Raw genomic sequence first — 25,139 nt, forward strand, 5'->3', positions numbered from 1 at the left:
TTGTGTGCTTTCGTCTTGTTTCTGACGGCGCAGGAAAAGTTTCGGGTTATGTTTTACAATGTTGAAAACCTGTACGACACGAAAGATAATCCGGCGACAAACGATGATGAATTTACTCCCGGCGGACAGTTGCATTGGACTAATTATCGCTATTGGCAGAAGTTGCATAACATCAGCAAAGTCATATCTTCGGTAGGGGAGGAATATCCTCCGGCGATAGTAGGGCTATGCGAAGTGGAGAACGACTCTGTTCTTTATTATCTTACAAAGCGAACCGCATTACAGAAACATAAATATGAATATGTGATCACTCGGTCGAAAGACTTGAGGGGTTCTAATGTTGCTCTTCTTTATCAACGTGATCAGATAAAGATCGTGAGCCGGAAATCATATACGCCTGATTTAGGAGACTCGGTGCGCTCTACCAGAGATATATTGCATGTCACGGGCAAGGTGATCAATGGTACGTTGTTAGATGTTTTTATTTGTCACTTTCCATCACGGCGTGAAGGTATCCGCAAGACCAGACCGCACCGTATAAAGTGCGCCCAACTGTTGAGGCACAAAGTAGACAGTGTCTTGCACCTTCGTAAAGGGGCTAACATTATCATTATGGGAGACTTTAACGACTACCCGAATGATGTAAGTATGTCCGAAGTGCTCGGAGGAAAAAGGATCGAATCCGATATCTCGGTTAAAGGTTTGTATAACCTTCTTTACGACAGGGTTGACAAAAAGGGAGCAGGCTCTTATAAGTATAAGGGTAAATGGGGTTTTATTGATCAAATAGTTGTCAATGGAAAGCTGTTAGAAAAAGGAGGAAAGGTATTTGTAAAAGATAAAACCGTACACGTTTTTTCGGCTGAATTCTTGTTAGAGGCAGACAATAAAAAGTATGGTGGACAAAAACCGTTCAGGACCTATTCAGGCTTCAAATATCTTGGTGGATACAGTGATCATTTACCTATTTATATGAATCTGCTTATCAGTCCCTGATTTATTTGTCGTCCAAGGCTTGACTTACGTTGCCGAACACTGCGGCAAGCAGTACTCTTACCTGTTTTAGCCCTTCCTCGTCTATTCCGTCGAGTGCGGCTTCCATGGTGGTGTAAACAGCTTTTCCGGCTTTTTCCTTGATCGACTTGCCTAAATCGGTGAGATAGATAAGGTTGGACCGACGATCGCTAACCGAAGCATTGCGATACACCAGATTCTGTTTTGTAAGATTATCTAGCAGGCGTGTCATACTAGGCTTATCTTTAAATGTTGAATTACATAACGTCTGTTGTGTAACCCCGTCTTCGCGCCACAGAAAAGCAAGGACAGTCCATTGCTCGGGAGTGATATCCAGACCTTCTTTTTTGAAGTTCCTGTACATCATTCTGTTAATGGCCATCGATACTTTACCGTTGATAATGGGAAATATCAGGTCTAAATCCTGATCTAAGTTCAATGTTTCCTCGGTCTTCATGCATGTTTGTTTTCTGATTTTCATCACAAAAATAAGATAAGAAGTTGGTAAGTACAACAATTTTTGACAGTTTAGCATTTGTTGTTTTGATAAAAAAGCCTATCTTTGCACCTCATTTGTAAAAATGTATGTTTAATTTATAATTAATTAATTTATGAACAATTACGAAACCGTTTTCATTTTAACTCCCGTTTTGTCTGATGTTCAGATGAAGGAAGCGGTAGAAAAATTCAAGACTCTTTTGGTCAATGAAGGGGCCAAAATAGTAAGTGAAGAAAACTGGGGACTTCGCAAATTGGCTTATCCAATTCAGAAGAAATCAACCGGTTTTTATGCGATGTTAGAGTTCGAAGCTGATCCGTCTGTTATCGCTAAACTTGAAATTAACTTCCGTCGCGACGAGCGTGTGATCCGTTTCTTGACTTTCCGTCAAGATAAGTTCTCTCACGAGTATGCATTGAAGAGAAGAAGTTTAAAATCATCTAAAAAAGAAGAAGTAAAGGAGAATTAAGCTATGGCACAACAATCAGAAATCAGATATTTGACTCCGCCTTCAGTTGATGTGAAGAAAAAGAAATATTGCCGTTTCAAAAAGAATGGTATTAAATACATCGACTACAAAGACCCTGAGTTTTTAAAGAAATTCCTTAACGAACAAGGAAAAATTCTTCCTCGTCGTATTACAGGTACATCATTGAAATTCCAACGTCGTGTTGCACAAGCTGTAAAGAGAGCTCGCCATTTGGCTTTGCTTCCTTACGTAACAGACTTAATGAAATAAATAAGGAGGAGTAAGAAATGCAAGTTATATTAAAAGAAGACATCCTTAACTTAGGATATAAAGATGAAGTCGTAACTGTAAAAGACGGTTATGGACGTAACTACCTTATTCCCCAAGGTAAAGCTGTGATAGCATCAGAGTCTGCAAAGAAAGTATTAGCTGAAAACCTAAGACAACGCGCTCACAAACTTGAGAAAATCAAACAAGATGCTCAGGATTTGGCTGCTAAGTTGGAAGGAATTTCACTTACTATTGGTGCAAAAACAAGTTCTACAGGTACTATCTTCGGTTCTGTAACTAATATTCAAATAGCAGAAGCTCTTGAAAAATTAGGCTACAATGTAGATAGAAAAGTTATTCTTATCAAAGAAGCTGTGAAAGAAGTAGGTAGCTACAAAGCTATCGCTAAACTTCACAAAGAAGTTTCTGTAGAAATACCTTTCGAAGTAGTTTCTGAATAATTATCGAAATTATATATAGTAGGGAGGCGGTTATTGAAAATAATCGCCTCTTTCGTTTTATGGTATAGCCATCTCACGGTAGATTTATAATTTCTATCACTATTTTAGACCTGCATTTCTATATTATTTCTTGTAACATCAAATTATCACTGTATTTAAGAATATTATATTAATAGGTGTACTATATTATGGTTTCTGTGATATAGAAGAATTCTATATTGTATAATTTGAGTTTAAAGTGTTGATTTCTAGTGTTAATACATATCTATGAATATTATAATAGCATGTTGTTTATGATGTTATTTATAAAAATTGTAACTTAGCAAGGATTTGAAAATTAACTTTTCAGGCATTTGCTTGTTTAATTATATAAAATAACAAACGATAATATAAGAATAAGATGAAAATTGGATTCGTTGGATTAGGTAAGATGGGCGGCAAAATGGTAGAACGCCTTTTGAATCATGGACATGAAGTCGTAGTTTATAACCTTACTCAGAAAGAAGTTGATGAGGCTGCCTCTAAGGGTGCTATTCCGGCTACAAGCATAAAGGATTTAGTAAATAAACTGGAAGGACGCAAGCTTGTGTGGCTGATGGTTCCGGCAGGAAAACCTGTGGATGAAAACATTGCGGAACTATTGACGCTACTTAGCCCGAATGATATAATCGTAGACGGAGGAAACAGCTACTGGAGAGAAACTGTAGAGAGAGGAAAGAAAATAAAAGAAAAAGGAGTTCATTACCTCGACTGTGGTACCAGTGGCGGTGTATGGGGATTACAGAATGGCTACTGCCTTATGTATGGTGGAGACAAAGAAGCTTGTGACTTTGCAGAGCCTATATTCAAAAGCCTGGCTCCCGAAAACGGATATATGCGTTGTGGAGAAAGTGGTGCAGGTCATATGGTGAAAATGGTGCATAATGGTATCGAATACGGTATGATGCAGGCTTATGCCGAAGGTTTTGAGATAATGAAGAACTCACCATACGGGGTAGACTTGGAAAAAGTATCACGTGTGTGGATGGAGGGTTCGGTTGTTCGTTCATGGTTGCTCGAGCTGATCGGTAATGCATTGGAGGGTAACGAAAATCTTGACGGAATCAAAGATTATGTAGCCGATAGCGGAGAAGGTCGCTGGACAGTGCAAACAGCAATGGACTTTGATGTTCCTGCTCATGTTATTACAGCATCGCTTTTCACTCGTTTCGAGTCACGACAAGAAACTTCGTATGCAATGAAACTTCTTGCTGCCATGCGTAATCAGTTTGGTGGTCACGAAATCAAAAAAGACTAAGCCCCGCAGTATCTCCGAGGAAATATTGAAAAGAATATAACGAAATGCTAACTTAAAAACTTCCCTTTTGGGGGAGAATGGAGGGGCTAATGAAATCAAAATCAATACAAGACCAAGCTTTGATTATTTTCGGAGCTTCTGGTGATTTAACATACCGAAAGCTGATACCGGCTATATTTGACTTGCATAAACAAAATTCACTACCCAAGAATTTTGCTGTGCTTGGTGTAGCTCGTAGTCAGTTTACAGACGATACCTTCCGCGATAAGATGAAGGATGGTATCAAGCAGTTTGCATTGGCAAAAGATGCTTTGGATGAAGAAATAGAGCAGTTTTGCCAGAAGTTGCATTATCTGCCAATCAATACAGATGACGGGACAGAATATTCCAAATTGAAAGTACGGCTCGAAGCTCTCGATAAGGAAGAGGGTACAGCAGGTAATTATATATTTTACTTGTCAACGCCACCTTCGCTCTATCCGCTTATACCTAAGTTTTTGGCAGAGCAAGGGTTGAATCAGGAGAATGGTAATTTTAGACGGATTATTATCGAAAAGCCTTTTGGTATTGATCTTAAATCTGCTGTGGAGCTGAATGTTTCGCTTCAGGAAAGTTATGATGAAGATCAGATATATCGTATAGACCATTATCTGGGTAAAGAGACTGTGCAAAATATGTTGGTAACACGTTTTGCGAATGGTATTTACGAACCCCTTTGGAACAGAAACTATATAAGCCATGTGGAAATAACTGCTGCTGAGAGCATCGGCGTAGAAAACAGAGGTGGCTATTACGATCATTCGGGAGCACTCCGTGATATGGTGCAAAACCACTTATTGCAGTTGCTGGCTTTGGTGGCAATGGAACCGCCAATGTCTATAGACTCTGTTTCGATTCGCAACGAGAAATTGAAAGTTTTTCAGGCTCTACGACCTATGTCGAACGATGACTTGTTTAAGAATGTTATTCGTGGGCAATACACTGCAGCTAACGTTAAAGGAAAATATGCCAAGGGATACCGTGAGGAAAAAGATGTGGATGCCGATTCCCGTACCGAAACCTATGTGGCTATGAAGCTCTTTATAGACAACTGGCGCTGGGGTGGAGTTCCTTTCTATATACGCACAGGTAAACGTTTGCCGACTCGTGTCTCTGAAGTTGTTATTCACTTCAAACCTGCACCTCAGAAATTATTTCCCGAAAGTGCAGATATGAGTAACGACGAAAATCAATTGGTGATACGTATTCAGCCGGATGAAGGTCTTTTGTTGAAAACAAAGATGAAAGTACCCGGAAGTGGCTATCAGGTTAAGAATGTGAATATGGACTTTCATTATTCACAACTACAGGATACTTATCTGCCTGAGGCTTACGAACGTCTTTTACTCGATTGTATGGTTGGCGATTCTACTCTGTATATCCGTGGCGATGCTTTGGAGGCTACATGGAAGTTTGTACAACCGTTGCTCGACTTCTGGGAGAAGAACCCCGATGCTCCCTTACATGGCTATCCTTCCGGCTCGTGGGGGCCAAATTGTGCCGATGAGCTGATTGAGGGTAAAAACCTCACATGGAGATATCCTTGTAAGAACCTGTCTGATGATGGAATATATTGTGAATTATGATAAAAGAAGAGATTAACATTTATTCGGATGCGAAAGCCCTGAGTGAGGGTTTTACGGCATTTTTGCAAAAGTTAATGGATGTATATCCGCGTGTAAACCTTGCATTGTCTGGTGGAACTACCCCAAAAGTGATTTTTGACTATTGGGCAGAAAACTGTAAAGATTCAATCGACTGGCAGCGACTGTTTTTCTTTTGGGGTGACGAACGCTGCGTTCCGCCCGAAAATGTTATGAATAATTATGGAATGACAAAGGATCATTTGTTTGACAAAGTTCCCAAAATTCCGAATAATAACATTTTCCGTATTCATGGCGAGAATGAGCCTGAAGAAGAGGCTGAATGGTATAGCAAAATTTTGGAAACAAAAGTTATGCAGCGCCGTAATGCTCCTTGCTTCGAAATCGTAATGCTGGGTCTGGGTGACGATGGACACACTGTCTCTATTTTCCCCGATCAGATATCATTGTGGGATAGCAAAGACTTCTGTGTGATAGGTGAGCATCCCGAAAGTAAAATGAAACGTGTAAGCCTTAGCGGTCAGGTAGTGAATAATGCACAGTATGTCGTTTTTCTTGCTACAGGAAAGAACAAAGCTGAGAAGGTAAGGGATATCATTAAAAACAGAGAACAGTTTTTGAATAAATATCCGGCTGCTAAAGTAAATCCAAAGAAAGGATATCTTTATTGGTTCTTAGATGAGGAAGCAGCAAGTTTGTTGTAAACGAAGCATCAAAATATATATCGTAAGAAGTTATCTCGCATAGGGGTAGCTTCTTTTTTTATATGTTAAAGATGGGTGAAATGGCGTATTGAATAGTCTTATGTTTCTTCTTTTGATTTGTATCCGGCTATGAATTCATTGTGTCGCAAAATGCGATTACTTTCTCCAGATAATCTCTGTTGTTTGACAATCGTGGAATTTTGTTCTGTCCTCCAAGTTTGCCAAGATGCTTTAGCCATTCGTTAAAAGTTCCTTTCGGTAGGCTTCTTACAATTGGCATATTCAGCGATAGGTTGTATGAACGCTTGGCTTCGTAGTCAGAGTTTACCTTTTTTAGTTCGCTGTCTAATAAACGGGTGAAATCTTCGAGGCTGTTGGGTTCTACAGTAAACTCTATCAGCCATTCATGTGCTCCGTTGTTGTTATCTCCAAAGTAAACGGGAGCGGCTGTATATTCGTTTATTTGTGCGCCCGTGATCTTGCATGCTTCAGCCAGAGCTTTTTCGGCATTGTCTATAATCAGTTCTTCGCCAAAGGCATTGATGAAGTTCTTGGTGCGCCCTGTTATATGAAACAGGTAAGGAGTAGTAGACGAAAACTCTATTGTATCGCCTATCATATATCTCCAAAGCCCTCCGTTTGTTGAAATAATTATAGCGTAATTCTGTCCGGTTTCTACTTCATCCAGTGTTAATGCTTTGGGATTTTCCTTGTCCCATTCACTCATCGGGACAAATTCGTAGTAGATGCCACTATCCAACATTAACAGCATTTCTTTAGAGTTTTTGGAGAACTGTACCCCAAAGAAACCTTCCGATGCATTATATGTTTCCCAATAGTACATATCGGGCTTTTGTATCAGTTTCTTGTATTGCTCTTCGAATGGAGTAAAGCTCACGCCACCATGAAAGAAAACTTCCAGATTAGGCCATATATCAGTGAGGTCGCGTCCGGTATCTGTCTTTATCTTTTTCAATAAGACGAGTAGCCATGAAGGTACGCCCATAAAAGCCCTCACATCGTTTTTTATAGCATAGTCGGTCAGTGCCTGCAACTTCGTTTCCCAATCAGGTAATAAGGAGATACTTTCGGGTGTACGGCTAAGCTTTGCCCAGAAATATAGATTCTTGATAAGGATAGCAGAGATGTCTCCTGTGAATATGCCGTCACCTATGTTGTTTATTTGCTTGCTGCCGCCTAGTACTAGTGTTTTGCCAAAAAAGAATTTAGCATCCTTATTGGCTTGTGCATAGATAGCAAGCATTTGCTCTCCGCACTTGTAATGTCCTTTGGTGAGTGATTCGTGAGTTACGGGTATGTATTTACTCTTATCCTCTGTAGTGCCCGACGACATGGCAAACCAACGTACGGGCTTGTTCCAAAGTACATTTTGTTCTTTATTTACAATGATCCGATCCAGATAGGGGCGCAAATCTTCGTAGTGGAAGATTGGAACCTGTTTTCTGAAATCGTCTTTGTTTTTTATAGCCGAAAAATTGAACTGCTGCCCAAAGAATGTTTGCTCACCGTTGCGGAGCAGATATTCCAATATCTTCTCTTGCGTTTCGATAGGTTTGTTGATAAAGCTATCAATCTCTTTGTATCGGTAATCCAGATACTTGTGAGCGATTCGGGTAATCATCCGATTTTACTTATTTTTCGGAGCTTTTCTTCGTCTATAATTTTTATTTTGCGACCATCCAGCGTAATGATATGTTCGTCAACAAACGTTGACAAGGTGCGGATGGCATTTGATGTAGTCATATTGGACAAGTTAGCCAAGTCTTCCCTTGAAAGGTAGATGCTTATTGTAGCACCGTCTTCTTCAAGTCCGTAATTCTCGATAAGGAATATCAACGATTCGGCCAAACGTCCACGGATATGCTTCTGAGTGAGGTTTACAACCCGCTCGTCTGCTATTCCAAGGTCTATTGCCAATTCTTTTATAAAGAAACTTCCTAATTTAGAATTTGATGCGACTATCTCGTTGATAAGTTTCATTGGTATGAAACAGATGGTAGAGGGTTCGAAAGCCGAAGCAGCCGTGACGTAAGGTTGGTTGGCAAAAAAGGCGCGGTATCCAAAATACTGAGTAGGTCTTATCATTCTGATAATCTGGCTGCGTCCGCCAACACCGTCTTTGTATATTTTCACTTTCCCTCTACACAGGCACATCAATTCCATTGGAATTTCTTCTTCCCTGTATATCACTTCATTTTTCTTGAAGTCCATAATTCTCGCATTAGCGGCAATTATAGTTTGTTCTTTGTCATTCAACAGATTCCATATTTCAGGAATACTTTCCGACAAGCTAACAGCATTACTATCTGTCATCATTCAAAACTGATAATGTAAAATATGTTATAAGCAAAGTTAATCAAAAAATATTATAAAACATGTTGCAAAACATCTTTTTAACGCATGCCCCTCTTTTTTATATAATTTTTTTGTGCTTGAAAGGCCTTTTGTATACTCAAATATCACGTAATGTGTAGAGTAGGTGGCTCGAATTTTTTCTTTTGCTTGTATTTATACATGCGGAAGTGTTTCGTTTCTAAAAAAAGTAACAACCAGCGGTCACAGGAGCGGAGCGTATGTAAAAGTAACAGATTTCTTCCCTCTTTTTAAGTGTTACTTTTCGCTTTCGGTTGATGAAGGTAAATATTTCTAAGATTAGATAATTTGTTATTTGAAAAATGACGCTTCTGATTTTATAATTTACAGCTAAGCTCTCTCTTGTTTTGTTAAGTTTTTTGCACTGATATACCTAAATAATTCAGAAAGTATGAATTGTGTAAAAGTTAGTTTGTTAATAAACTATCTAATGTTTTAGTATGTTAAACAAATAAAGTTTTTATATTTCACTTTGAATATTACAATAATAAGACTATTTTTGCACCACCAAAAAATAGAGTGGTGTTTTTACTCCATTTGCATTTCGATTGAAATTTGTAACAATAACTAAATAAACTCGTTAAGATGAATGTATCTCTAACAAATGTAGATAGTGTAAACGCTATATTACAAATAAATGTAACGAAAGAGGATTATCAAGAAAAGCTTGATAACGCACTTAAGACATTCCGAAAAAAAGCTAATATACCGGGATTCCGTCCGGGAACTGTACCTATGGGTATGGTGAAAAAAATGTATGGTAAATCGATTTTGGCAGAAGAAGTAAACAAGCTTGTTGGCGAAAATCTATATAAATATATACAAGACAACAAACTAAATGTATTGGGTGAGCCTCTTCCGAACGAAGAAAAGCAACAACCAATAGATTTCTCACTCGAAGGTGACTATGAATTTTATTTCGACGTGGCTCTTGCTCCGGAAATAAAATTATCACTGACAAAAAAAGATAAAGTAAAATATTATGCTATTGAGGTAGACGAAGAGCTTGTTGATAAACAAATCGCTTCGTACAAAGCTAACTATGGCAAATATGAAAAAATAGAAGAAGGTGCAAAAGAAACAGACCTTATCAGAGGTACAATCTCTGAATTGGAAGATGGTAAGGTAAAAGAAGGTGGCATCTTTGTAGAAGCCGGTATTGTAATGCCTTCGTATATGAAAGACGAAGCAGAGCAAGCTAAATTTGTAGGTGCAAAAGCCGGAGATGTGATTGTATTCAATCCGGGTAAAGCTTACAATGGCAACGAAACAGAAATCGCATCTATGCTTCATATCGAAAAGGATGCGGTAGAAACAATAGCTGCTGAGTTCCAGTTTGCTATCACAGAGATCACTCGTTATCAGGAAGCAGAGCTTGACCAAGATCTATTCGATAAGGTTTTTGGTGCAGGCAATGTAACTACCGAAGCTGACTTCAAAGCAAAAGTAAAAGAAACTATAGCAGAGCAGTTTGCGCCGGATAGTGACTACAAATTCCTGTTGGATGCGAAAGAACTTCTTGAAAAGAAAACAGGAGACTTGCAATTCCCTGATGCATTCCTCAAAAGATGGCTTATTGCTTCGGGCGAAGAAAGAACTGCTGAATCTGTAGAAGCAGATTATCCGAAAATCATAGCAGATCTTAAATTCCACCTGATAAAAGAGCAAATAGCAAAAGATAACGATATCAAGATCGAAAACGAAGATATGAAAATCATTGCTATGCAAGCGGCAAGAGCTCAGTTTGCTCAATATGGAATGATGAATCTTCCTGACGAAATGGTTGAGAACTATGCAAATGATATGTTGAAAAACAAAGACAATGCACGCAACCTGCTCGATCGCGCAATGGAAAATAAGATCATCGACGTATTGAAATCAAAACTTGGACTCGAAGAAACTGTAATCTCGCTTGACGAGTTCCGCAAGTTCTTTGAGAAAGAAGAAGCAGCTGAAGCAGAAACAGAAGCGTAAATGAAAAAAAGATAAAAATAACGGACAGGAAGGATAGTGTTTTCTTTCTGTCCGTTTGTCTTTAACATTATAAATAAGGAAAATACATACATTATTATTCCAGCTTTTCAATTTTTTATTTATAACTTTGTTTATAAGAAATGAGGCTGTGCTATTAGCCTCTTTTTTATGCCTGTACGAGTGGCATGATAATTGTTTATAGTAATAATGGTAAAACATTATTTAATAAAAAAAGAAAATGTTATGAACAATGAATTTAGAAAGTATGCAACGAAGCATCTAGGCTTGAATGGGCTAGCTCTTGATAAATATATCGATATAACAAGCAGTTATATATCACCTACTATTATCGAAGAACGTCAGTTGAATGTTGCTCAGATGGATGTGTTCTCTCGTTTGATGATGGATCGTATTATCTTTTTGGGAACTCAGATCGACGACTATACAGCCAATGTAATACAGGCTCAATTGCTATATCTTGATTCTGCCGATTCGGGCAAAGATATATCTATTTATATAAATTCTCCCGGAGGATCGGTATATGCAGGTTATGGAGTTTATGACACTATGCAGTTTATCAACAGCGATGTGTCTACAATCTGTACAGGTATTGCAGCATCTATGGCAGCCGTATTGCTTGTTGCCGGAGAGAAAGGGAAACGCTTTGCATTGAAGCATTCACGCGTTATGATTCACCAACCGCTGGGAGGTGCTCAGGGACAAGCTTCAGATATCGAAATCACAGCTCGTGAGATTGGTAAGGTAAAAAAAGAACTTTATACTATTATTTCAGACCACTCGGGACAACCATTTGACAGAGTGGCACTAGACTCAGACCGTGACTACTGGATGACTTCGGCTGAGGCTAAAGACTATGGAATGGTGGATGATGTTTTGATGAAAAATAAACAATAATTCAAAAATCAGATTCATTTACTCATAAAAGATAAATGGCAAAAAAAGATACTAACGGCTATTGCAGTTTCTGTGGCAGAAGCGATAAGGATGTAAATATGCTTATCTCCGGTATGTCGGCTGACATCTGCGATAGCTGTGCTGAACAAGCATATCAGATTGTAAAAGAAAGCGTAGAGGCAAAGAAAACATCTTTGGGTATAGATAAAACACAATTGCCCGACCCAAAGACGATAAAAGAGTATCTTGACGGATATATTATCGGTCAGGAGAATGCCAAGCGCTATCTGTCTGTGGCTGTTTATAACCACTACAAACGTATACTACAAGGGAAGGAAGATGATATAGAAATAGAAAAGTCGAATATCATTATGGTTGGCCCTACAGGTACAGGAAAAACATTGTTGGCACGTACCATCGCCAAACTACTGCATGTCCCTTTCGCAATCGTAGACGCAACCGTGCTTACCGAAGCCGGATACGTAGGCGAAGATATAGAAAGCATTCTTACCCGGCTGTTGCAAGCCTCCGACTATGATGTGGCAGCAGCAGAAAGAGGAATTGTTTTTATCGATGAAATTGACAAAATAGCCCGTAAGAGCGACAATCCATCAATCACCCGTGATGTTAGCGGTGAGGGGGTACAGCAGGGCTTACTTAAATTGCTGGAAGGGTCGATTGTAAACGTTCCGCCTCAAGGAGGACGTAAACATCCTGACCAGAAGATGATTGCCGTAGATACCAAAAACATATTATTTGTGTGTGGTGGAGCTTTCGACGGTATCGAAAGGAAGATAGCGCAACGGTTGAATACAATGGTTGTGGGTTATGCTTCATCTAAAAACAACGCGCAGGTAGACCGTAACAATCTGCTGCAATATGTAGCACCTCAGGATTTGAAGTCTTTCGGACTGATCCCTGAGATTATAGGACGTCTGCCTATTTTGACATATCTTGACGCTCTGGATAGGAGTGCTCTTCGCCGGATACTTACCGAGCCGAAAAACTCTATCATTAAGCAGTATGTCAAATTGTTCAAAATGGATGGCGTTGATCTTACCTTCGAAGATGATGTATATGAGTACATTGTAGACAAGGCAGTGGAATATAAATTGGGAGCAAGAGGATTGAGATCCATAGTCGAAACCATCATGATGGATGCTATGTTTAATATCCCTTCCACAAAGCAGGCTCAACTGCATGTTACTAAAGAGTACGCCGTAGAGCAATTGGAGAACTCACAAGTCGTAAAACTAAGAAATTCATTATAAAGTTTGTTTTTTTGACAAAAAATAGCCTATTTTATATTGGAGAATTAAATTTAGGGGTTTATCTTCGTAATAATTAATAGCCTATTTATATGCCGGATATAGAGGATATATTGACGTGTTCATTGAAAAAGCATTTTGGCTTTGACAATTTTAAAGGTAACCAGAAGGCAATAATTCAAAACTTGCTGGATGGAAGAGATACCTTTGTGTTGATGCCTACGGGTGGCGGAAAGTCCCTCTGCTATCAGCTACCGGCACTCTTGATGGAGGGAACAGCAGTAATTATTTCTCCCCTGATAGCCCTGATGAAAAATCAGGTGGATGCCATGCGAAATTTTAGTGAAGAGGACGGCGTAGCGCACTTCATGAATTCGTCACTAAACAAAGCTGCGATAGAACAAGTAAAAGGTGATATACTTTCGGGAAAGACAAAACTATTATATGTAGCACCCGAATCTCTTACAAAAGAAGAGAATATAGACTTTCTGCGTCAGATAAAAATATCGTTTTATGCTATCGATGAGGCACATTGTATTTCGGAGTGGGGGCACGACTTCCGTCCTGAATACAGACGTATACGTCCCATTGTAAACGAAATAGGCAAGCATCCTATCATTGCACTTACTGCTACGGCAACACCAAAAGTGCAAATGGATATACAGAAGAACCTTGGAATGGTGGAAGCAGATGTGTTTAAATCATCATTCAACAGGGAAAACCTCTATTACGAAGTTCGTTCAAAAACGGATAAAGTAGATAAGGATATAATAAAATACATTAAATCGCAAGGCACAAAGTCTGGAATTATATATTGTTTGAGTAGAAAGAAGGTAGAAGAGTTTGCCGAAATATTACAAACAAATAATATCAATGCATTGCCGTACCATGCCGGACTAGACCCAAGTACACGCTCTGCCAATCAGGATGCTTTTCTGATGGAAAAAGTGAATGTAATTGTAGCTACCATTGCATTTGGTATGGGAATTGATAAGCCCGATGTGCGCTATGTGATTCACTACGATATGCCAAAGAGCCTTGAAGGATACTACCAGGAAACCGGTAGAGCCGGACGCGATGGTGGTGAAGGAAAATGTATAGCGTTTTATTCATTCAAAGACTTACAGAAACTGGAGAAATTTATGCAGGGTAAGCCCGTTGCTGAACAGGAAATAGGAAAACAGCTACTCCTTGAGACCGCAGCATACGCCGAAACTGCATTATGCCGGAAGAAAGTACTTCTTCATTATTTTGGAGAAGAATATAAAGAGAAAAATTGTGGGAACTGTGACAATTGTGTAAATCCTAAAAAACAAGTGGAAGCTAAAGATTTATTATTGACGGCTATTGAAGCTGTAATTGCATTAAAAGAAAAGTTTAAAACTGATTACGTTATCAATATCTTGAGAGGTAAAGAAACCTCCGAGATAGAAACGTACGGGCATCAGGATTTAGATGTATTTGGATCAGGTGATGATACCGATGATGAAACATGGAACGCCGTTATACGTCAGGCATTAATAGCCGGGTATTTTGATAAGGATATCGAAAATTACGGCTTACTGAGAGTAACCAAAAAAGGAAAAGATTTCTTGAAAAAACCGGCATCGTTCAAGATTACCACAGCAGACGAAGAAGACTTGTCTGATGATGAGAATATCGATGATGTAGTGGTGAAAGGCGGCGGAGGAGGATCGGCAGTAGATCCGGTTTTGTTTTCTATCATGAAAGATCTTCGCAAGAAGATGGCAAAACACAACAATGTTCCCCCATACGTGATATTTCAAGACCCCTCTCTGGAGGCTATGGCTACAATCTACCCGATAACAATGGAGGAATTGCAAAATATTCCGGGGGTAGGAGCAGGAAAAGCAAAGAGATATGGGACAGAGTTTCTTGAAATAATAAAGAAGCACGTTGAAGAAAACGAAATAGAACGACCTGAAGATTTACGTGTAAAAACAGTAGCAAACAAATCGAAACTAAAAGTAGCCATCGTACAGGCTATCGACCGCAAAGTAGCATTAGACGACTTGGCCGAATCGAAAGGAATTGATTTTGCTGAATTGCTGAGCGAAGTAGAAGCTATCGTATTTTCAGGAACAAAAATAAATATAGATTATTTCCTCAGAGAGGTTATTGATGAAGACCATCTCGACGATATATTTGAATATTTTCAAGAAGCAGAATCGGACGATCTGGAAGCTGCGATCAATGAACTTGGCGAATATTCTGAAGACGAAATACGCCTTGTCAGGATCAAGTTTATCTCCGATATGGCTAACTAAAGAATGAAGAGAAAAGCAATTTTTCCGGGGACATTCGATCCCTTTACAATAGGACATTATTCATTAGTGAAACGATCTCTCGAATTGGTAGATGAGATCGTTATTGCTATTGGAGTGAATGATACCAAGAAAACTTACTTTCCGCTCGACAAGCGCATCGATATGATCCGTTCTTTGTATAAAGGCGACAGCCGCATAGTGGTAGGTACTTATGATAGCCTTACTGTGGACTATGCCAAAGAAACAGGATCAAATTTTATAATACGTGGAATCCGTTCTGTAAATGATTTCGAATACGAAAAAACGATTGCCGATATGAACAGAAATATATCGGGAATAGAGACAATCGTACTCTTTACCGAACCGGAACTAACACATATCAGTTCTACTATTGTACGCGAACTGTTGCGATTCGGACACGATGTCAGTCAGTTTATACCCAAAGGTATGAGTCTGGACTGAATAATGATTAATTAAAAATCAGATGTAATCAGCGTTACCTGCGATTACCCAAAATGTAATTCTAGTATGAAAAGAGTTCTAATGTCGGTTCTCGGTTTTTTTGTCATTGTTTTGGCCGCCTCTGCTCAGTTTAAGATGAGCGAAGGATCTAAGAAAGTAGCTACAACAATTGCCGTTATTGAGAATATGTATGTAGATAAGGTAGACGACGGCAAATTGGCCGAAGATGCAGTGAAAGCTTTGTTAGAAAAACTCGACCCTCACTCTACATATATCAGTGCCGATGAGGTAAAAGATATGAACGAGCCGCTGGAAGGTAATTTCGATGGTATAGGTATATCTTTCAATATGCTTACGGATACACTTTATGTTATCGAAGCGCTTCCGGGAGGGCCATCCGAGAAGGTAGGTCTTAGGGCAGGAGACAAGATATTGTATGTAGACGATACGCTTATTGCCGGAGTTAAAATGTCTACCAAAGATGTTATGTCACGTCTTAAAGGCCCGAAAGGAACATCTGTAAACTTGAAAGTACAACGCAAGGGAATAGCTGATTTACTAAGCTTTAAGATTATTCGCGACAAAATTCCGATCTATAGTATCGATGCCACTTACATGGTGGATAAGACTACAGGCTATATACGCATCATAAGATTTGGAGCAACCACTACCGAAGAATTCAGAAAAGCGCTTCAGAAGCTTAAAGAAAAGGGTATGGAGAATCTTATTCTCGACCTGGAATATAATGGTGGAGGATACATGGCTCCGGCTACTGAAATAGCTGATGATTTTCTGGATGCAGGCAAGTTGGTTGTATATACCGAAGGCTTACGTCAGCCGAGAAGAGATGAAGTTTCCACAGCTAAAGGCGCATTCGAGAAAGGACGTCTTGTCGTACTTATCAATGAAGGTTCTGCTTCGGCTAGTGAAATCTTGTCAGGAGCCGTGCAGGATTGGGATAGAGGTGTTATTGTCGGTCGTCGCAGTTTCGGGAAAGGGCTTGTTCAACGACAAATACCGCTTCCTGACGAATCGATGATAAGGCTCACTGTTGCCCGTTATTATACTCCTACTGGACGCTCTATACAAAAACCGTATACAAAGGGAGATATTATGTCATACAACCTGGATGTAATAGAACGCTATAATAAAGGCGAGATGATGCATGCTGATAGTATACATTTTCCTGATTCATTGAAATATACAACTTTGTTGAATCACCGTACGGTATATGGCGGAGGAGGTATCATGCCCGACTATTTTGTGCCTGCCGATACTACATTTGCATCAGAATATTACCGAAAAATCTGGAACAAAGGCATAACGCTGCGCATAGCTTATAATGAGGTAGATAATCACAGAACGGAGATTTTGCAAAAATATCCTACAGCAACGGACTTCTATAAGCAATATCAAGTTTCGGACGAGATTATGAATAAACTAATCGCAGCCGGAAAAGATGAAAAAGTGGACTTTGATGAGGATGGATATGAGAAGTCGAAAGAAACACTCAAGCGTCAGATAAAAGCATATATAGCACGTGATGTATATGATACGGAGACGATGGTGAGGGTATTCAACGAAGATAGCGAAACTTTTAAGAAAGCATACGAGATTATACGGAATGAGAAAATGTATAACGGATTGCTCAAAGGTAAATAAGAAATAAAATAAAAAAGAGCTGTATTCAAAATGCAGCTCTTTTGATTAATAGGAATAGAAGAATATATACAGCCTTATGATAACGATTAATATTGAAGAACGTCATTTGATAGAAGAGATAATTTCGAAAAACACCATATGCTATGTCGGTATGATAGATAAGGGAGGTTTCCCGTATGTTATACCTATGAATTTCGGTTATCAAGATGATGTTATCTACCTACATTCGGCACAGGAGGGCAAGAGTATCGAATCCCTTCATATAAACCCGAATGTATGTATCACTTTCTGTGGTGAGTCGTCATTAACTTATCAGAATGAAGAGGTAGCATGTAGTTATCGTATGAAAGGAAGTAGTGTTATTTGCAGGGGCAAGGTCGTATTCGAAGAAGATTACGATAATAAAGTGAAGGCTTTGGACATAATGATGAAGAAATACACAACAAGGGCATTCACTTATTCTAAGCCGGCTGTAAATAACGTAAAGATTTGGAAAGTAGAGATCGATTCTATTTCATCAAAAGTATTTGGTGTTCCTCACCCAAATTCACGAAACTACAAAGATCAGCTCGAATTTTAGATAAGATGATTCGTTGCCAGATATTTCCACAATGGGGCGGCGTGCATAGATTGCCTGATCTCATCTTTTTTCAATAGTTCTATCAACTCGTCGATAGATAGCAGATGAACAGAAATATCTTCGGTATCTTCTAAATGCTGTTCCGATATCTTTTCCACATCGGTAGCCAGAAAACAGTAAGTAGTGTTGGTGTGTGTACCCGGATTTGCCGAAGTGGTCATTAATAGCTCCCATTTCCCGTTTCCGTAGCCGGTTTCTTCGAGGAGTTCCCTTCTTGCAGAAACTTCTGCGCTAGGGTCTTCTTCTTCGCATACTCCTGCACATAGCTCTAGCGAAGTGCATTGCAGTCCGTGCCTGTATTGACGTACCATCACAAACCGTTTGTCTTTGGTTATTGCTATGGTGCATACCCAGTCGGGATATTCGTATACATAATAATTTTGAATTTGGTTTCCGTTCGGTAGTTCTACATGATCTTTCCGTACGGTAAACCAAGGCTCTTGCGAAAGATATTCACTATTTAATACCTTCCACTTTTTATTATCTGTATCACTCATTTTTTTGCTGTTAATACGTTGTTGGAATTTTTATTTCTCTAGAACCACTACGTTCATCAAGATGTTTTTAAGAGGCTTGTCTTTTTCGTTGGTTCTTGCTCTTTGTATTTTATCCACAACGTCCATTCCTTCTATTACCTCGCCGAAAACGGTGTATTCATTGTCCAGAAAAGGAGTGCCACCCCTTGTTTTGTAGTATTCCCGCTGCTCGTCTGTATATGATACCTCAGCCTTTCGGGCTTTGGCTTGCTCATCCGCTTGTTTCAGCCAATCAGCACGCATTGCAGATGCAGATATACTATCGCCGCTCTTTAGTAATGCTTTCAGATCATCAAGATGTGCCGATTGTATTTCCTTATATATCTTTTGCTTAAAACGTTCGAAACGTTGTTTTTCTATCTCTGATAATTTATCGTCGAAGCATAATTCACCTGTCACTATATAGAACTGAGATGCATCAGAGGCTTTTGTCGGATTTTCGGCATCGCCCCATCGTGCGGCTGCCAGTACTCCTCGTTTGTGGTATAGCTGAGGAAACTTTATTTCGGCAGGGATTGTGTCACCCAGCGTTTTTTCTTCTTTCAATGCTGCAGAATCTGCAATATTCCTTGTTTGAGGATCTCCACCCTGTATCATAAAATCATTGATAACTCGGTGAAACGTAAGGTTTTTATAAAATCCTTCTTCTGCTAGTTTCAGAAAATTATCTCTATGTCCCGGAGTTTCATTATAGAGCTTAACTTTTATATTGCCATAGCTTGTTTGTATAACGACTATGGGTTCTTTTGGTTTATTATTACACATAGTGAATAAAAAGATTAGACAGGCGATACATATATTTCTCATATCATTTTTCTGTATGAAGTCAGACAAAGATAATGTTTTTTGAGCTCTTATTTTGAAATAATAGAAGCTTCGAATCGATATTTCAGAATCTTTTTATACTAAGGTTCTAAGTAATGAATAATAATTGCTTTCGTATTCGCTCTTATTCAATTTTTTACCACAGAGTAAAAAGAGTACCACAGAGTTTCTTACATTCAAAAATTATCAAAATATTCTTGTATGGTTATCATTGGTTTTATTGTATCAAAGCCAAATTTTGCAGCTTGTATCTTCATCTCTTTTTCGGTATTGAATTCCTCTAATTGTCTTGTGTTTAGATTAAAAATATAGAATCTGAGAGCGTTCAGGGAAGAAGAGGATTCCGTTTTTGCTAACAGAATATTTCTGTCAAAGGAGAAGTACGTAATATCATGAAGAATAGGCTCGTTTTCATTGTGATCTGCAGCTATGTACTTTATCCCTTTTTCGTCTTGTAAAGTCCCTTTCTCGAGAACATCAATAGCAGTTATCGAATACGGATATATCAGGGGCATACGGAAATAATCGCGAAGTCCCGCGTAAGAGAAATAACTATTCGGTATTATGCTGTCGGTTGGTTGCATCAATTTCAGGCTGTCCATAAAAGGAGTTTCTGTATTTCTTGAAGATAAACTGTTGGTGAATATATCAATCCCTTCTTCAATTTTATTAGGAACAACTACCCTAATTGTTTCCACAACTTTTACTATTACTATAACAGTACAGATTATAGTTAACATAGAGAATAAAAAAGTTAATCCGCAGCCTATGTTCCGATCCTTGTTATGTTTCCATTTGATAATAGTCCATAATATGATTACGAACGTAATGAATCCAAGTAATAGTGCGAGGACAAATAAGAGCCAGCTGTGAGTGATCATAATAAATTTATTTAGATGTGTAAAAATAACTAAATGCTCTTATATCAGAACTTTTAAATTATAATAAAAATCAATTCGTAAAGTTTGACTTTTATAATTTCACAAATTATACTAGATTTGCACTAATATAAAAGCAGAAATGGTAAAATATAACAGAATCCTCCTAAAACTGAGCGGTGAATCCCTCATGGGAGAACAGCAATATGGCATAGATGTAAACCGATTGAATGAATATGCCACGCAAATAAAGGCTGTAGCCGATATGGGTGTACAGATAAGTATTGTTATTGGAGGAGGAAATATTTTTCGAGGTCTGAGCGGAGCTTCCGAAGGGTTCGACAGGGTAAAAGGAGACCAGATGGGTATGTTGGCCACTGTGATAAACAGTTTGGCTCTTAGTTCGGCTCTTACTGCAATAGGTCAGAAGTCGAGAGTACTTACAGCTATCAGGATGGAACCTATAGGAGAAATCTACAGCAAATGGAAAGCAATAGAGGCTATGGAAAATAGTGAAGTTGTTATCCTTTCTTGCGGAACAGGCAATCCATTTTTTACAACAGATACCGGCTCTTCGCTGAGGGGAATAGAAATAGAAGCCGACGTGATGCTAAAAGGTACACGTGTAGACGGAGTTTATACTGCCGATCCCGAAAAAGACCCTACAGCCGTTAAGTTTGATTCCATCTCTTACGATGAGGTTTACAAGCGGGGACTGAAAGTTATGGATATGACGGCAACAGTGATGTGTAAGGAGAATAATTTGCCTATCGTTGTCTTCGATATGGATACTCCGGGCAATTTAGAGAAGCTAATTAAAGGTGAAAAAATAGGTACATATGTACATGCATAACAGAGGGAAAGTAGTAGTTGAAGATCAGTTGTATAATCTGGTCGAGTAAGATATAAGCATCTTCTTCGTTAAGCCCTCGTTCGATTAGAAAGATCTTCACCTTTTCGGGATTTTCTCTTTTTCTAATCAAATATACAGCCTGATTATACATCAGGTAGATAAAGAAAATATGAAAACAGCACGAAGAAATATCTTTATGGGCTGTTTGGTTTGTGCTGTAGGTGCGTTTATTACCATTACTGCACATACCTTGCTTACTTCTTTACTAATTTTGGCAGGGATAGGGCAACTTATTATTGGTCTTACCCAATTGCCGAGTAGAGTGTAAGTAGATTTATTTAATCTTAAAATATTGAAAACAAAAAATATATATTTATGGCAGCAGACCTAAAACAAATCGAACAAAAGGCGGATGCTAAGATGTCGGCCTCTGTAGAGTTTCTGGACGAGACGTTATCTCGTATTCGTGCCGGAAAAGCCAATCCGCATATTCTTGATGGTATAAAACTTGAGTATTACGGATCAATTACCCCGCTAAGTGGTGTGGCGGCTATCAATACACCTGACGCTAGAACTATCATCGTTCAACCTTGGGAAAAACAAATGCTGAAAGAGGTAGAAAAAGCCATTCTGAACTCTGATGTGGGTATCACACCCGATAATAACGGTGAAGTGATACGTCTTTCTATCCCTCCGTTGACAGAAGAACGTCGTAAGCTCTTGGTAAAACAAGCCAAACAAGAAGCTGAGGATGCTAAGGTAAGTGTGCGTAATGCTCGTCGTGATGCAATTGATACGATCAAAAAATCAGTGAAAGAAGGCTTGGCGGAAGACGTAGCCAAAGATGGTGAAAACGAAATGCAAAAGCTTCATGATAAGTATATCAAAAAGATAGACGACCTGTTTGCTCTTAAAGAAAAAGAGATTTTAACTGTATAACGAAATATACCGAAAATAGAATATGCCAATATGCTGATCGCTTTACAGTATCGGCACATTGGCACATTTGCATTTTAAAGGATTGATTGATGAATGGTCTTGTAATAAAAAATACGGGTAGTTGGTATTTGGTTCGTACCGATGACGGCAGCGACGTTGAATGTAAGGTAAAAGGAAACTTTCGTCTTAAAGATATACGTAGCACCAATCCCATTGCTGTAGGAGACAGAGTAACCATTGTACCAAACAATGAAGGCACTGCTCTGATAACGCAGATCGAAGACCGTAAGAATTATATTATACGCCGTTCGTCTAATTTATCGAAACAATCGCACATTTTGGCCGCTAATATCGATCTGTGTTTTTTGATTGTAACGATCAATCATCCGGTAACCTCTACTATTTTTATTGACCGCTTTTTGGCTGCAGCCGAAGCGTATCGTGTGCCGGTAAATCTTATTTTCAACAAGACGGATCTATACGCAGAAGAGGAGATAGAATACATGGATGCTCTTATTAGCCTTTATGATTATATTGGTTACCCAAGCATTAAGATATCGGCTTTACATAATACAGGATTAGAAATTTTACAAGAGAGAATAAAGAACAAAACTACCTTGTTTTCGGGTCACTCAGGCGTCGGAAAGTCTACTCTTATCAATGCGCTTGTACCTGATGTTCATCTAAAGACGGGTGCAATATCCGGTTATCATGGCAAAGGAATGCATACAACCACTTTTTCGGAAATGATAGAATTGCCACAGGGGGGATTTATTATAGATACTCCCGGTATCAAAGGCTTTGGTACTGTGGATATGGAGAAGAATGAAATATTTCACTTCTTTCCCGAGATCTTTAAGGCGTCTAAAGACTGTCGTTACAATAACTGCATTCATATAAATGAACCCGGATGTGCAGTGCGTGATGCTGTAGAAAATCACTATATAAGCGAGAGCCGCTACAAGTCATACATGAGTATGATGCAAGAGGATATTGAAGAAAAATATAGGAAATAGATATGAGGTGGAGATTTGATCGATCGTCATTCTTGATATTTATTATTATCTTTTTCATAGAAGTCCTCATCGCTAAATTTGTAGATGATGCTTTTATCCGTCCTTATGGAGGTGATATCTTAGTTGTTATATTGATCTATTATTTTGTAAAGTCATTTGTCCGGATAAAGCCTTTGTATTTAGCTTTGGGTGTGCTCTTTTTCGCCTATATGGTAGAGGTCGGTCAATACTTCAAGATGGTAGAAGTACTGGGCCTTCAAGATTATAAAGTAATGAGGATTGTTTTAGGGACATCATTTTCCTGGGGCGATATTTTATGCTATACTGTTGGGGCTATTATTTGTTATCTTATCGATAGAAAAGAAAAATAGATATTCGATATTAACACAAATGACATCTTTACAATCATTCATACAAGAGCTTTTTCAAGAAAATATCAGATAGTGGAGGTAAGTCCTTCGAATTATTTGATAAAAAAAGAGCTTGAGTTTAAATTTGTTATAACTTTGAAAAAAATGTATATTATTTGCGTATGGATGTAGCAGCGCAAGCAACAGATCATCTTATCCTTCTTTTCCAGATACTTTATGTGGTTACGGCTTTGGGTACGATGGTTGTGATTATCTCGGAGAATAGGAACCCCTTGAAAACGATTTCTTGGGTGCTTATTCTGTTGTTGCTTCCTTTGGTCGGTCTTATCATATACTATTTCTTTGGCGAAGATAATCGCAAGCAGCGTCTGATATCCCATAAGATGTACAAGAAACTCAATCGCCGGTCTATTGGTAGGCGAGAGTTGTTGGAAACGTTGAATCCACCAGTCGAGTATAAAGGGTTGGTGAATTTGTTAAATCGTTTGAAGGGCACTCCCTTATATGGAGGTAGTAGTGTCACTTTCTATTCTTCAGGACCCGATAAGTTTGAGGCTTTGTTCGAGGAGCTTGAGAAAGCGGAAAAGCATATACATATTCAATACTATATCTTCTTAGATGATGAGATAGGGTGCAAAACCCGAGATATATTGCTTCGTAAAGCAGCGGACGGTGTTGAGGTGCGTCTTATTTATGATGATGTTGGCTCTTGGAAAGCAAAACGTAGCTTCTTCAAAGATATGCAAGCCGGAGGCGTTGAAGTTCAACCATTCTTGAAGGTGGCATTCAAATTCCTGACAAGCAGAGTGAATTATCGGAATCACAGAAAAATTGTAGTCATTGATGGCAAAGTTGGTTTTGTTGGTGGAATGAATGTTGCAGATCGATATATCAACGGTGTAGGAACTGGAATTTGGCGTGACAGCCATGTTAAAATAGAAGGCAAGGCTGTGGCAGGATTACAGACATCTTTTCTTATCGACTGGTATTCGTCTCGTAAAGAATTTCTAGCATCAGATGCTTATTATCCGATACTCGACACAGAGGGAGATAATATGATTCAGCTGGTTACAAGTGGACCGGTAGGACAATTTAAAGATATACACTTAGGTATTCTGCAAGCTATTTCCAATGCCAAAGAAAGTGTTTATATACAGACCCCTTATTTTATTCCTACCGACTCATTGATGCAGGTTATACAAATGGCGGCAATGCGAGGTGTGGATGTACGCTTGATGTTGCCTCGCCATTCAGATACCACATTTGTGCATATTGCATCTATGTCTTTTCTGAAAGAAGTTTTGGATGCCAAAGTAAGTGTCTATTTTTTCGAAGCCGGATTTCTTCACTCCAAGCTAATGACGGTAGACAACTCTCTTACTATAACAGGTTCGGCCAATATGGATATGCGTAGTTTCGAACATAATTTCGAAATTGATGCTTTTATATATAGCGAAGAGACTTGCCGCAAAGCCCAGGAGATATTCTTGAAAGATATGGAGAGCTCAACACAGTTGCTTGTGGAAGAATGGGATCAAAGGTCACGGATTGAAAAATTTAAAGAGTCTGTCATGCGCTTGTTCTCTCCATTATTATAATAGTAAAGTTGATACAAGATCCAAATTTTATATAACTATATTATACTCAAGAGTATTGTTGAAATACCTGCCGATCTGAAGGATTGGAGTGTATGATAAATAAAATAGTTAAAAAAATGCTTTTTGCAAATTTCAGGATTAGAGACTTATACGTCAAAAAATG

The 25,139-nt window shown here is 38.7% G+C and carries 26 protein-coding genes; 20 read left to right on the plus strand and 6 right to left on the minus strand.

What is annotated here, in order from left to right; all coding sequences use genetic code 11:
* The first annotated feature begins 48 nt into the window (after positions 1–48).
* Positions 49–996, plus strand: a complete 948-nt coding sequence (locus tag LDB17_RS02275) for a hypothetical protein (RefSeq protein ID WP_252638593.1) — start codon at positions 49–51, stop codon at positions 994–996.
* Position 997: 1 nt separating this feature from the next.
* On the opposite strand, the gene LDB17_RS02280 is transcribed toward LDB17_RS02275, so the two are convergent.
* A complete protein-coding gene (locus tag LDB17_RS02280; RefSeq protein ID WP_135104813.1) occupies positions 998–1,471 on the minus strand; it encodes a MarR family winged helix-turn-helix transcriptional regulator in 474 nt (157 codons plus the stop codon).
* Between the two features lie 154 nt (positions 1,472–1,625).
* Here LDB17_RS02280 and rpsF point away from each other — a divergent pair, with 154 nt between their 5' ends.
* The 6 genes from rpsF (at position 1,626) to pgl (ending at position 6,357) form a co-directional block, all read left to right on the plus strand.
* Positions 1,626–1,982 (plus strand): 30S ribosomal protein S6, encoded by a 357-nt coding sequence (rpsF, locus tag LDB17_RS02285; protein ID WP_006843294.1) that lies wholly within the window; start codon positions 1,626–1,628, stop codon positions 1,980–1,982.
* Between the two features lie 3 nt (positions 1,983–1,985).
* Complete coding sequence (gene rpsR / locus LDB17_RS02290; protein ID WP_006798740.1) at positions 1,986–2,252, plus strand: 30S ribosomal protein S18; 267 nt, start codon at positions 1,986–1,988, stop codon at positions 2,250–2,252.
* A gap of 17 nt (positions 2,253–2,269) precedes the next feature.
* Positions 2,270–2,713 (plus strand): 50S ribosomal protein L9, encoded by a 444-nt coding sequence (gene rplI, locus LDB17_RS02295; RefSeq protein ID WP_006843293.1) that lies wholly within the window; start codon positions 2,270–2,272, stop codon positions 2,711–2,713.
* Between the two features lie 400 nt (positions 2,714–3,113).
* Positions 3,114–4,010, plus strand: coding sequence for a phosphogluconate dehydrogenase (NAD(+)-dependent, decarboxylating) (gene gnd / locus LDB17_RS02300; RefSeq protein WP_252638594.1), 897 nt, complete (start codon positions 3,114–3,116; stop codon positions 4,008–4,010).
* A gap of 89 nt (positions 4,011–4,099) precedes the next feature.
* On the plus strand, positions 4,100–5,635 hold the full coding sequence (zwf, locus tag LDB17_RS02305; protein WP_252638595.1) for a glucose-6-phosphate dehydrogenase: 1,536 nt from the start codon (positions 4,100–4,102) through the stop codon (positions 5,633–5,635).
* Positions 5,632–6,357, plus strand: a complete 726-nt coding sequence (gene pgl / locus LDB17_RS02310) for a 6-phosphogluconolactonase (protein WP_252638596.1) — start codon at positions 5,632–5,634, stop codon at positions 6,355–6,357. Before zwf ends, pgl begins: the two co-directional genes overlap by 4 nt.
* Positions 6,358–6,484: 127 nt before the next feature.
* Here pgl and LDB17_RS02315 read toward each other — a convergent pair whose 3' ends face one another.
* Together LDB17_RS02315 and LDB17_RS02320 are read right to left on the minus strand one after the other, a co-directional pair.
* Complete coding sequence (locus LDB17_RS02315) at positions 6,485–7,999, minus strand: GH3 auxin-responsive promoter family protein (protein WP_252638597.1); 1,515 nt, start codon at positions 7,997–7,999, stop codon at positions 6,485–6,487.
* Positions 7,996–8,691: a Crp/Fnr family transcriptional regulator gene (locus tag LDB17_RS02320; RefSeq protein WP_135105280.1), complete on the minus strand. Its 696-nt coding sequence runs from the start codon at positions 8,689–8,691 to the stop codon at positions 7,996–7,998. Before LDB17_RS02320 ends, LDB17_RS02315 begins: the two co-directional genes overlap by 4 nt.
* A gap of 645 nt (positions 8,692–9,336) precedes the next feature.
* On the opposite strand from LDB17_RS02320, the gene tig reads away from it, so the two are divergent.
* From tig to LDB17_RS02355, 7 genes are all read left to right on the plus strand, one after another.
* Positions 9,337–10,725, plus strand: coding sequence for a trigger factor (gene tig, locus LDB17_RS02325; RefSeq protein ID WP_252638598.1), 1,389 nt, complete (start codon positions 9,337–9,339; stop codon positions 10,723–10,725).
* A gap of 243 nt (positions 10,726–10,968) precedes the next feature.
* A complete protein-coding gene (gene clpP / locus LDB17_RS02330) occupies positions 10,969–11,640 on the plus strand; it encodes an ATP-dependent Clp endopeptidase proteolytic subunit ClpP (RefSeq protein ID WP_252638599.1) in 672 nt (223 codons plus the stop codon).
* Between the two features lie 35 nt (positions 11,641–11,675).
* Complete coding sequence (clpX, locus tag LDB17_RS02335; RefSeq protein ID WP_252638600.1) at positions 11,676–12,911, plus strand: ATP-dependent Clp protease ATP-binding subunit ClpX; 1,236 nt, start codon at positions 11,676–11,678, stop codon at positions 12,909–12,911.
* Between the two features lie 89 nt (positions 12,912–13,000).
* Positions 13,001–15,196 (plus strand): DNA helicase RecQ, encoded by a 2,196-nt coding sequence (gene recQ / locus LDB17_RS02340; protein WP_252638601.1) that lies wholly within the window; start codon positions 13,001–13,003, stop codon positions 15,194–15,196.
* A gap of 3 nt (positions 15,197–15,199) precedes the next feature.
* Positions 15,200–15,658, plus strand: coding sequence for a pantetheine-phosphate adenylyltransferase (gene coaD, locus LDB17_RS02345; RefSeq protein WP_252638602.1), 459 nt, complete (start codon positions 15,200–15,202; stop codon positions 15,656–15,658).
* A gap of 66 nt (positions 15,659–15,724) precedes the next feature.
* Positions 15,725–17,320, plus strand: coding sequence for a S41 family peptidase (locus LDB17_RS02350; protein ID WP_135104823.1), 1,596 nt, complete (start codon positions 15,725–15,727; stop codon positions 17,318–17,320).
* Between the two features lie 76 nt (positions 17,321–17,396).
* Positions 17,397–17,900, plus strand: coding sequence for a pyridoxamine 5'-phosphate oxidase family protein (locus LDB17_RS02355; protein ID WP_135104824.1), 504 nt, complete (start codon positions 17,397–17,399; stop codon positions 17,898–17,900).
* On the opposite strand, the gene LDB17_RS02360 is transcribed toward LDB17_RS02355, so the two are convergent.
* The 3 genes from LDB17_RS02360 to LDB17_RS02370 all read right to left on the minus strand — a co-directional run bounded on the left by LDB17_RS02360 (position 17,897) and on the right by LDB17_RS02370 (position 20,019).
* Positions 17,897–18,457: an NUDIX hydrolase gene (locus tag LDB17_RS02360; RefSeq protein ID WP_252638603.1), complete on the minus strand. Its 561-nt coding sequence runs from the start codon at positions 18,455–18,457 to the stop codon at positions 17,897–17,899. The genes LDB17_RS02355 and LDB17_RS02360 overlap by 4 nt on opposite strands.
* Positions 18,458–18,487: 30 nt before the next feature.
* Positions 18,488–19,261: a peptidylprolyl isomerase gene (locus LDB17_RS02365; RefSeq protein ID WP_252638604.1), complete on the minus strand. Its 774-nt coding sequence runs from the start codon at positions 19,259–19,261 to the stop codon at positions 18,488–18,490.
* Positions 19,262–19,497: 236 nt separating this feature from the next.
* Complete coding sequence (locus LDB17_RS02370) at positions 19,498–20,019, minus strand: hypothetical protein (RefSeq protein WP_306541481.1); 522 nt, start codon at positions 20,017–20,019, stop codon at positions 19,498–19,500.
* Positions 20,020–20,341: 322 nt separating this feature from the next.
* On the opposite strand from LDB17_RS02370, the gene pyrH reads away from it, so the two are divergent.
* The 6 genes from pyrH to cls all read left to right on the plus strand — a co-directional run bounded on the left by pyrH (position 20,342) and on the right by cls (position 24,976).
* Positions 20,342–21,052 (plus strand): UMP kinase, encoded by a 711-nt coding sequence (gene pyrH / locus LDB17_RS02375; protein WP_135104827.1) that lies wholly within the window; start codon positions 20,342–20,344, stop codon positions 21,050–21,052.
* Positions 21,053–21,221: 169 nt separating this feature from the next.
* Positions 21,222–21,380 carry a hypothetical protein gene (locus LDB17_RS02380; protein WP_393924868.1) on the plus strand — a complete coding sequence of 53 codons (159 nt, stop codon included), beginning with the start codon at positions 21,222–21,224 and terminating at the stop codon, positions 21,378–21,380.
* A 47-nt stretch (positions 21,381–21,427) separates the two neighbouring features.
* A complete protein-coding gene (frr, locus tag LDB17_RS02385; RefSeq protein ID WP_252638607.1) occupies positions 21,428–21,991 on the plus strand; it encodes a ribosome recycling factor in 564 nt (187 codons plus the stop codon).
* Positions 21,992–22,080: 89 nt separating this feature from the next.
* Complete coding sequence (gene rsgA, locus LDB17_RS02390; protein WP_252638608.1) at positions 22,081–23,007, plus strand: ribosome small subunit-dependent GTPase A; 927 nt, start codon at positions 22,081–22,083, stop codon at positions 23,005–23,007.
* A gap of 2 nt (positions 23,008–23,009) precedes the next feature.
* A complete protein-coding gene (locus LDB17_RS02395; RefSeq protein ID WP_252638609.1) occupies positions 23,010–23,378 on the plus strand; it encodes a DUF2809 domain-containing protein in 369 nt (122 codons plus the stop codon).
* A gap of 161 nt (positions 23,379–23,539) precedes the next feature.
* On the plus strand, positions 23,540–24,976 hold the full coding sequence (cls, locus tag LDB17_RS02400) for a cardiolipin synthase (protein WP_252638610.1): 1,437 nt from the start codon (positions 23,540–23,542) through the stop codon (positions 24,974–24,976).
* Positions 24,977–25,139 lie beyond the last annotated feature (163 nt).

Source organism: Dysgonomonas sp. Shenzhen-Wh21 (assembly GCF_043392705.1).
In the GTDB taxonomy this organism is placed as follows: Bacteria; Bacteroidota; Bacteroidia; order Bacteroidales; family Dysgonomonadaceae; genus Dysgonomonas.

Excerpts from the sequence above, each read along its gene's own strand:
- LDB17_RS02275 (WP_252638593.1), top strand. The coding sequence starts at position 49 with ATGTTTTACAATGTTGAAAACCTGTACGACACGAAAGATAATCCGGCG.
- LDB17_RS02280 (WP_135104813.1), bottom strand. The coding sequence starts at position 1,471 with ATGAAGACCGAGGAAACATTGAACTTAGATCAGGATTTAGACCTGATA.
- rpsF (WP_006843294.1), top strand. The coding sequence starts at position 1,626 with ATGAACAATTACGAAACCGTTTTCATTTTAACTCCCGTTTTGTCTGAT.
- rpsR (WP_006798740.1), top strand. The coding sequence starts at position 1,986 with ATGGCACAACAATCAGAAATCAGATATTTGACTCCGCCTTCAGTTGAT.
- rplI (WP_006843293.1), top strand. The coding sequence starts at position 2,270 with ATGCAAGTTATATTAAAAGAAGACATCCTTAACTTAGGATATAAAGAT.
- gnd (WP_252638594.1), top strand. The coding sequence starts at position 3,114 with ATGAAAATTGGATTCGTTGGATTAGGTAAGATGGGCGGCAAAATGGTA.
- zwf (WP_252638595.1), top strand. The coding sequence starts at position 4,100 with ATGAAATCAAAATCAATACAAGACCAAGCTTTGATTATTTTCGGAGCT.
- pgl (WP_252638596.1), top strand. The coding sequence starts at position 5,632 with ATGATAAAAGAAGAGATTAACATTTATTCGGATGCGAAAGCCCTGAGT.
- LDB17_RS02315 (WP_252638597.1), bottom strand. The coding sequence starts at position 7,999 with ATGATTACCCGAATCGCTCACAAGTATCTGGATTACCGATACAAAGAG.
- LDB17_RS02320 (WP_135105280.1), bottom strand. The coding sequence starts at position 8,691 with ATGACAGATAGTAATGCTGTTAGCTTGTCGGAAAGTATTCCTGAAATA.
- tig (WP_252638598.1), top strand. The coding sequence starts at position 9,337 with ATGAATGTATCTCTAACAAATGTAGATAGTGTAAACGCTATATTACAA.
- clpP (WP_252638599.1), top strand. The coding sequence starts at position 10,969 with ATGAACAATGAATTTAGAAAGTATGCAACGAAGCATCTAGGCTTGAAT.
- clpX (WP_252638600.1), top strand. The coding sequence starts at position 11,676 with ATGGCAAAAAAAGATACTAACGGCTATTGCAGTTTCTGTGGCAGAAGC.
- recQ (WP_252638601.1), top strand. The coding sequence starts at position 13,001 with ATGCCGGATATAGAGGATATATTGACGTGTTCATTGAAAAAGCATTTT.
- coaD (WP_252638602.1), top strand. The coding sequence starts at position 15,200 with ATGAAGAGAAAAGCAATTTTTCCGGGGACATTCGATCCCTTTACAATA.
- LDB17_RS02350 (WP_135104823.1), top strand. The coding sequence starts at position 15,725 with ATGAAAAGAGTTCTAATGTCGGTTCTCGGTTTTTTTGTCATTGTTTTG.
- LDB17_RS02355 (WP_135104824.1), top strand. The coding sequence starts at position 17,397 with ATGATAACGATTAATATTGAAGAACGTCATTTGATAGAAGAGATAATT.
- LDB17_RS02360 (WP_252638603.1), bottom strand. The coding sequence starts at position 18,457 with ATGAGTGATACAGATAATAAAAAGTGGAAGGTATTAAATAGTGAATAT.
- LDB17_RS02365 (WP_252638604.1), bottom strand. The coding sequence starts at position 19,261 with ATGTGTAATAATAAACCAAAAGAACCCATAGTCGTTATACAAACAAGC.
- pyrH (WP_135104827.1), top strand. The coding sequence starts at position 20,342 with ATGGTAAAATATAACAGAATCCTCCTAAAACTGAGCGGTGAATCCCTC.
- LDB17_RS02380 (WP_393924868.1), top strand. The coding sequence starts at position 21,222 with ATGAAAACAGCACGAAGAAATATCTTTATGGGCTGTTTGGTTTGTGCT.
- frr (WP_252638607.1), top strand. The coding sequence starts at position 21,428 with ATGGCAGCAGACCTAAAACAAATCGAACAAAAGGCGGATGCTAAGATG.
- rsgA (WP_252638608.1), top strand. The coding sequence starts at position 22,081 with ATGAATGGTCTTGTAATAAAAAATACGGGTAGTTGGTATTTGGTTCGT.
- LDB17_RS02395 (WP_252638609.1), top strand. The coding sequence starts at position 23,010 with ATGAGGTGGAGATTTGATCGATCGTCATTCTTGATATTTATTATTATC.
- cls (WP_252638610.1), top strand. The coding sequence starts at position 23,540 with ATGGATGTAGCAGCGCAAGCAACAGATCATCTTATCCTTCTTTTCCAG.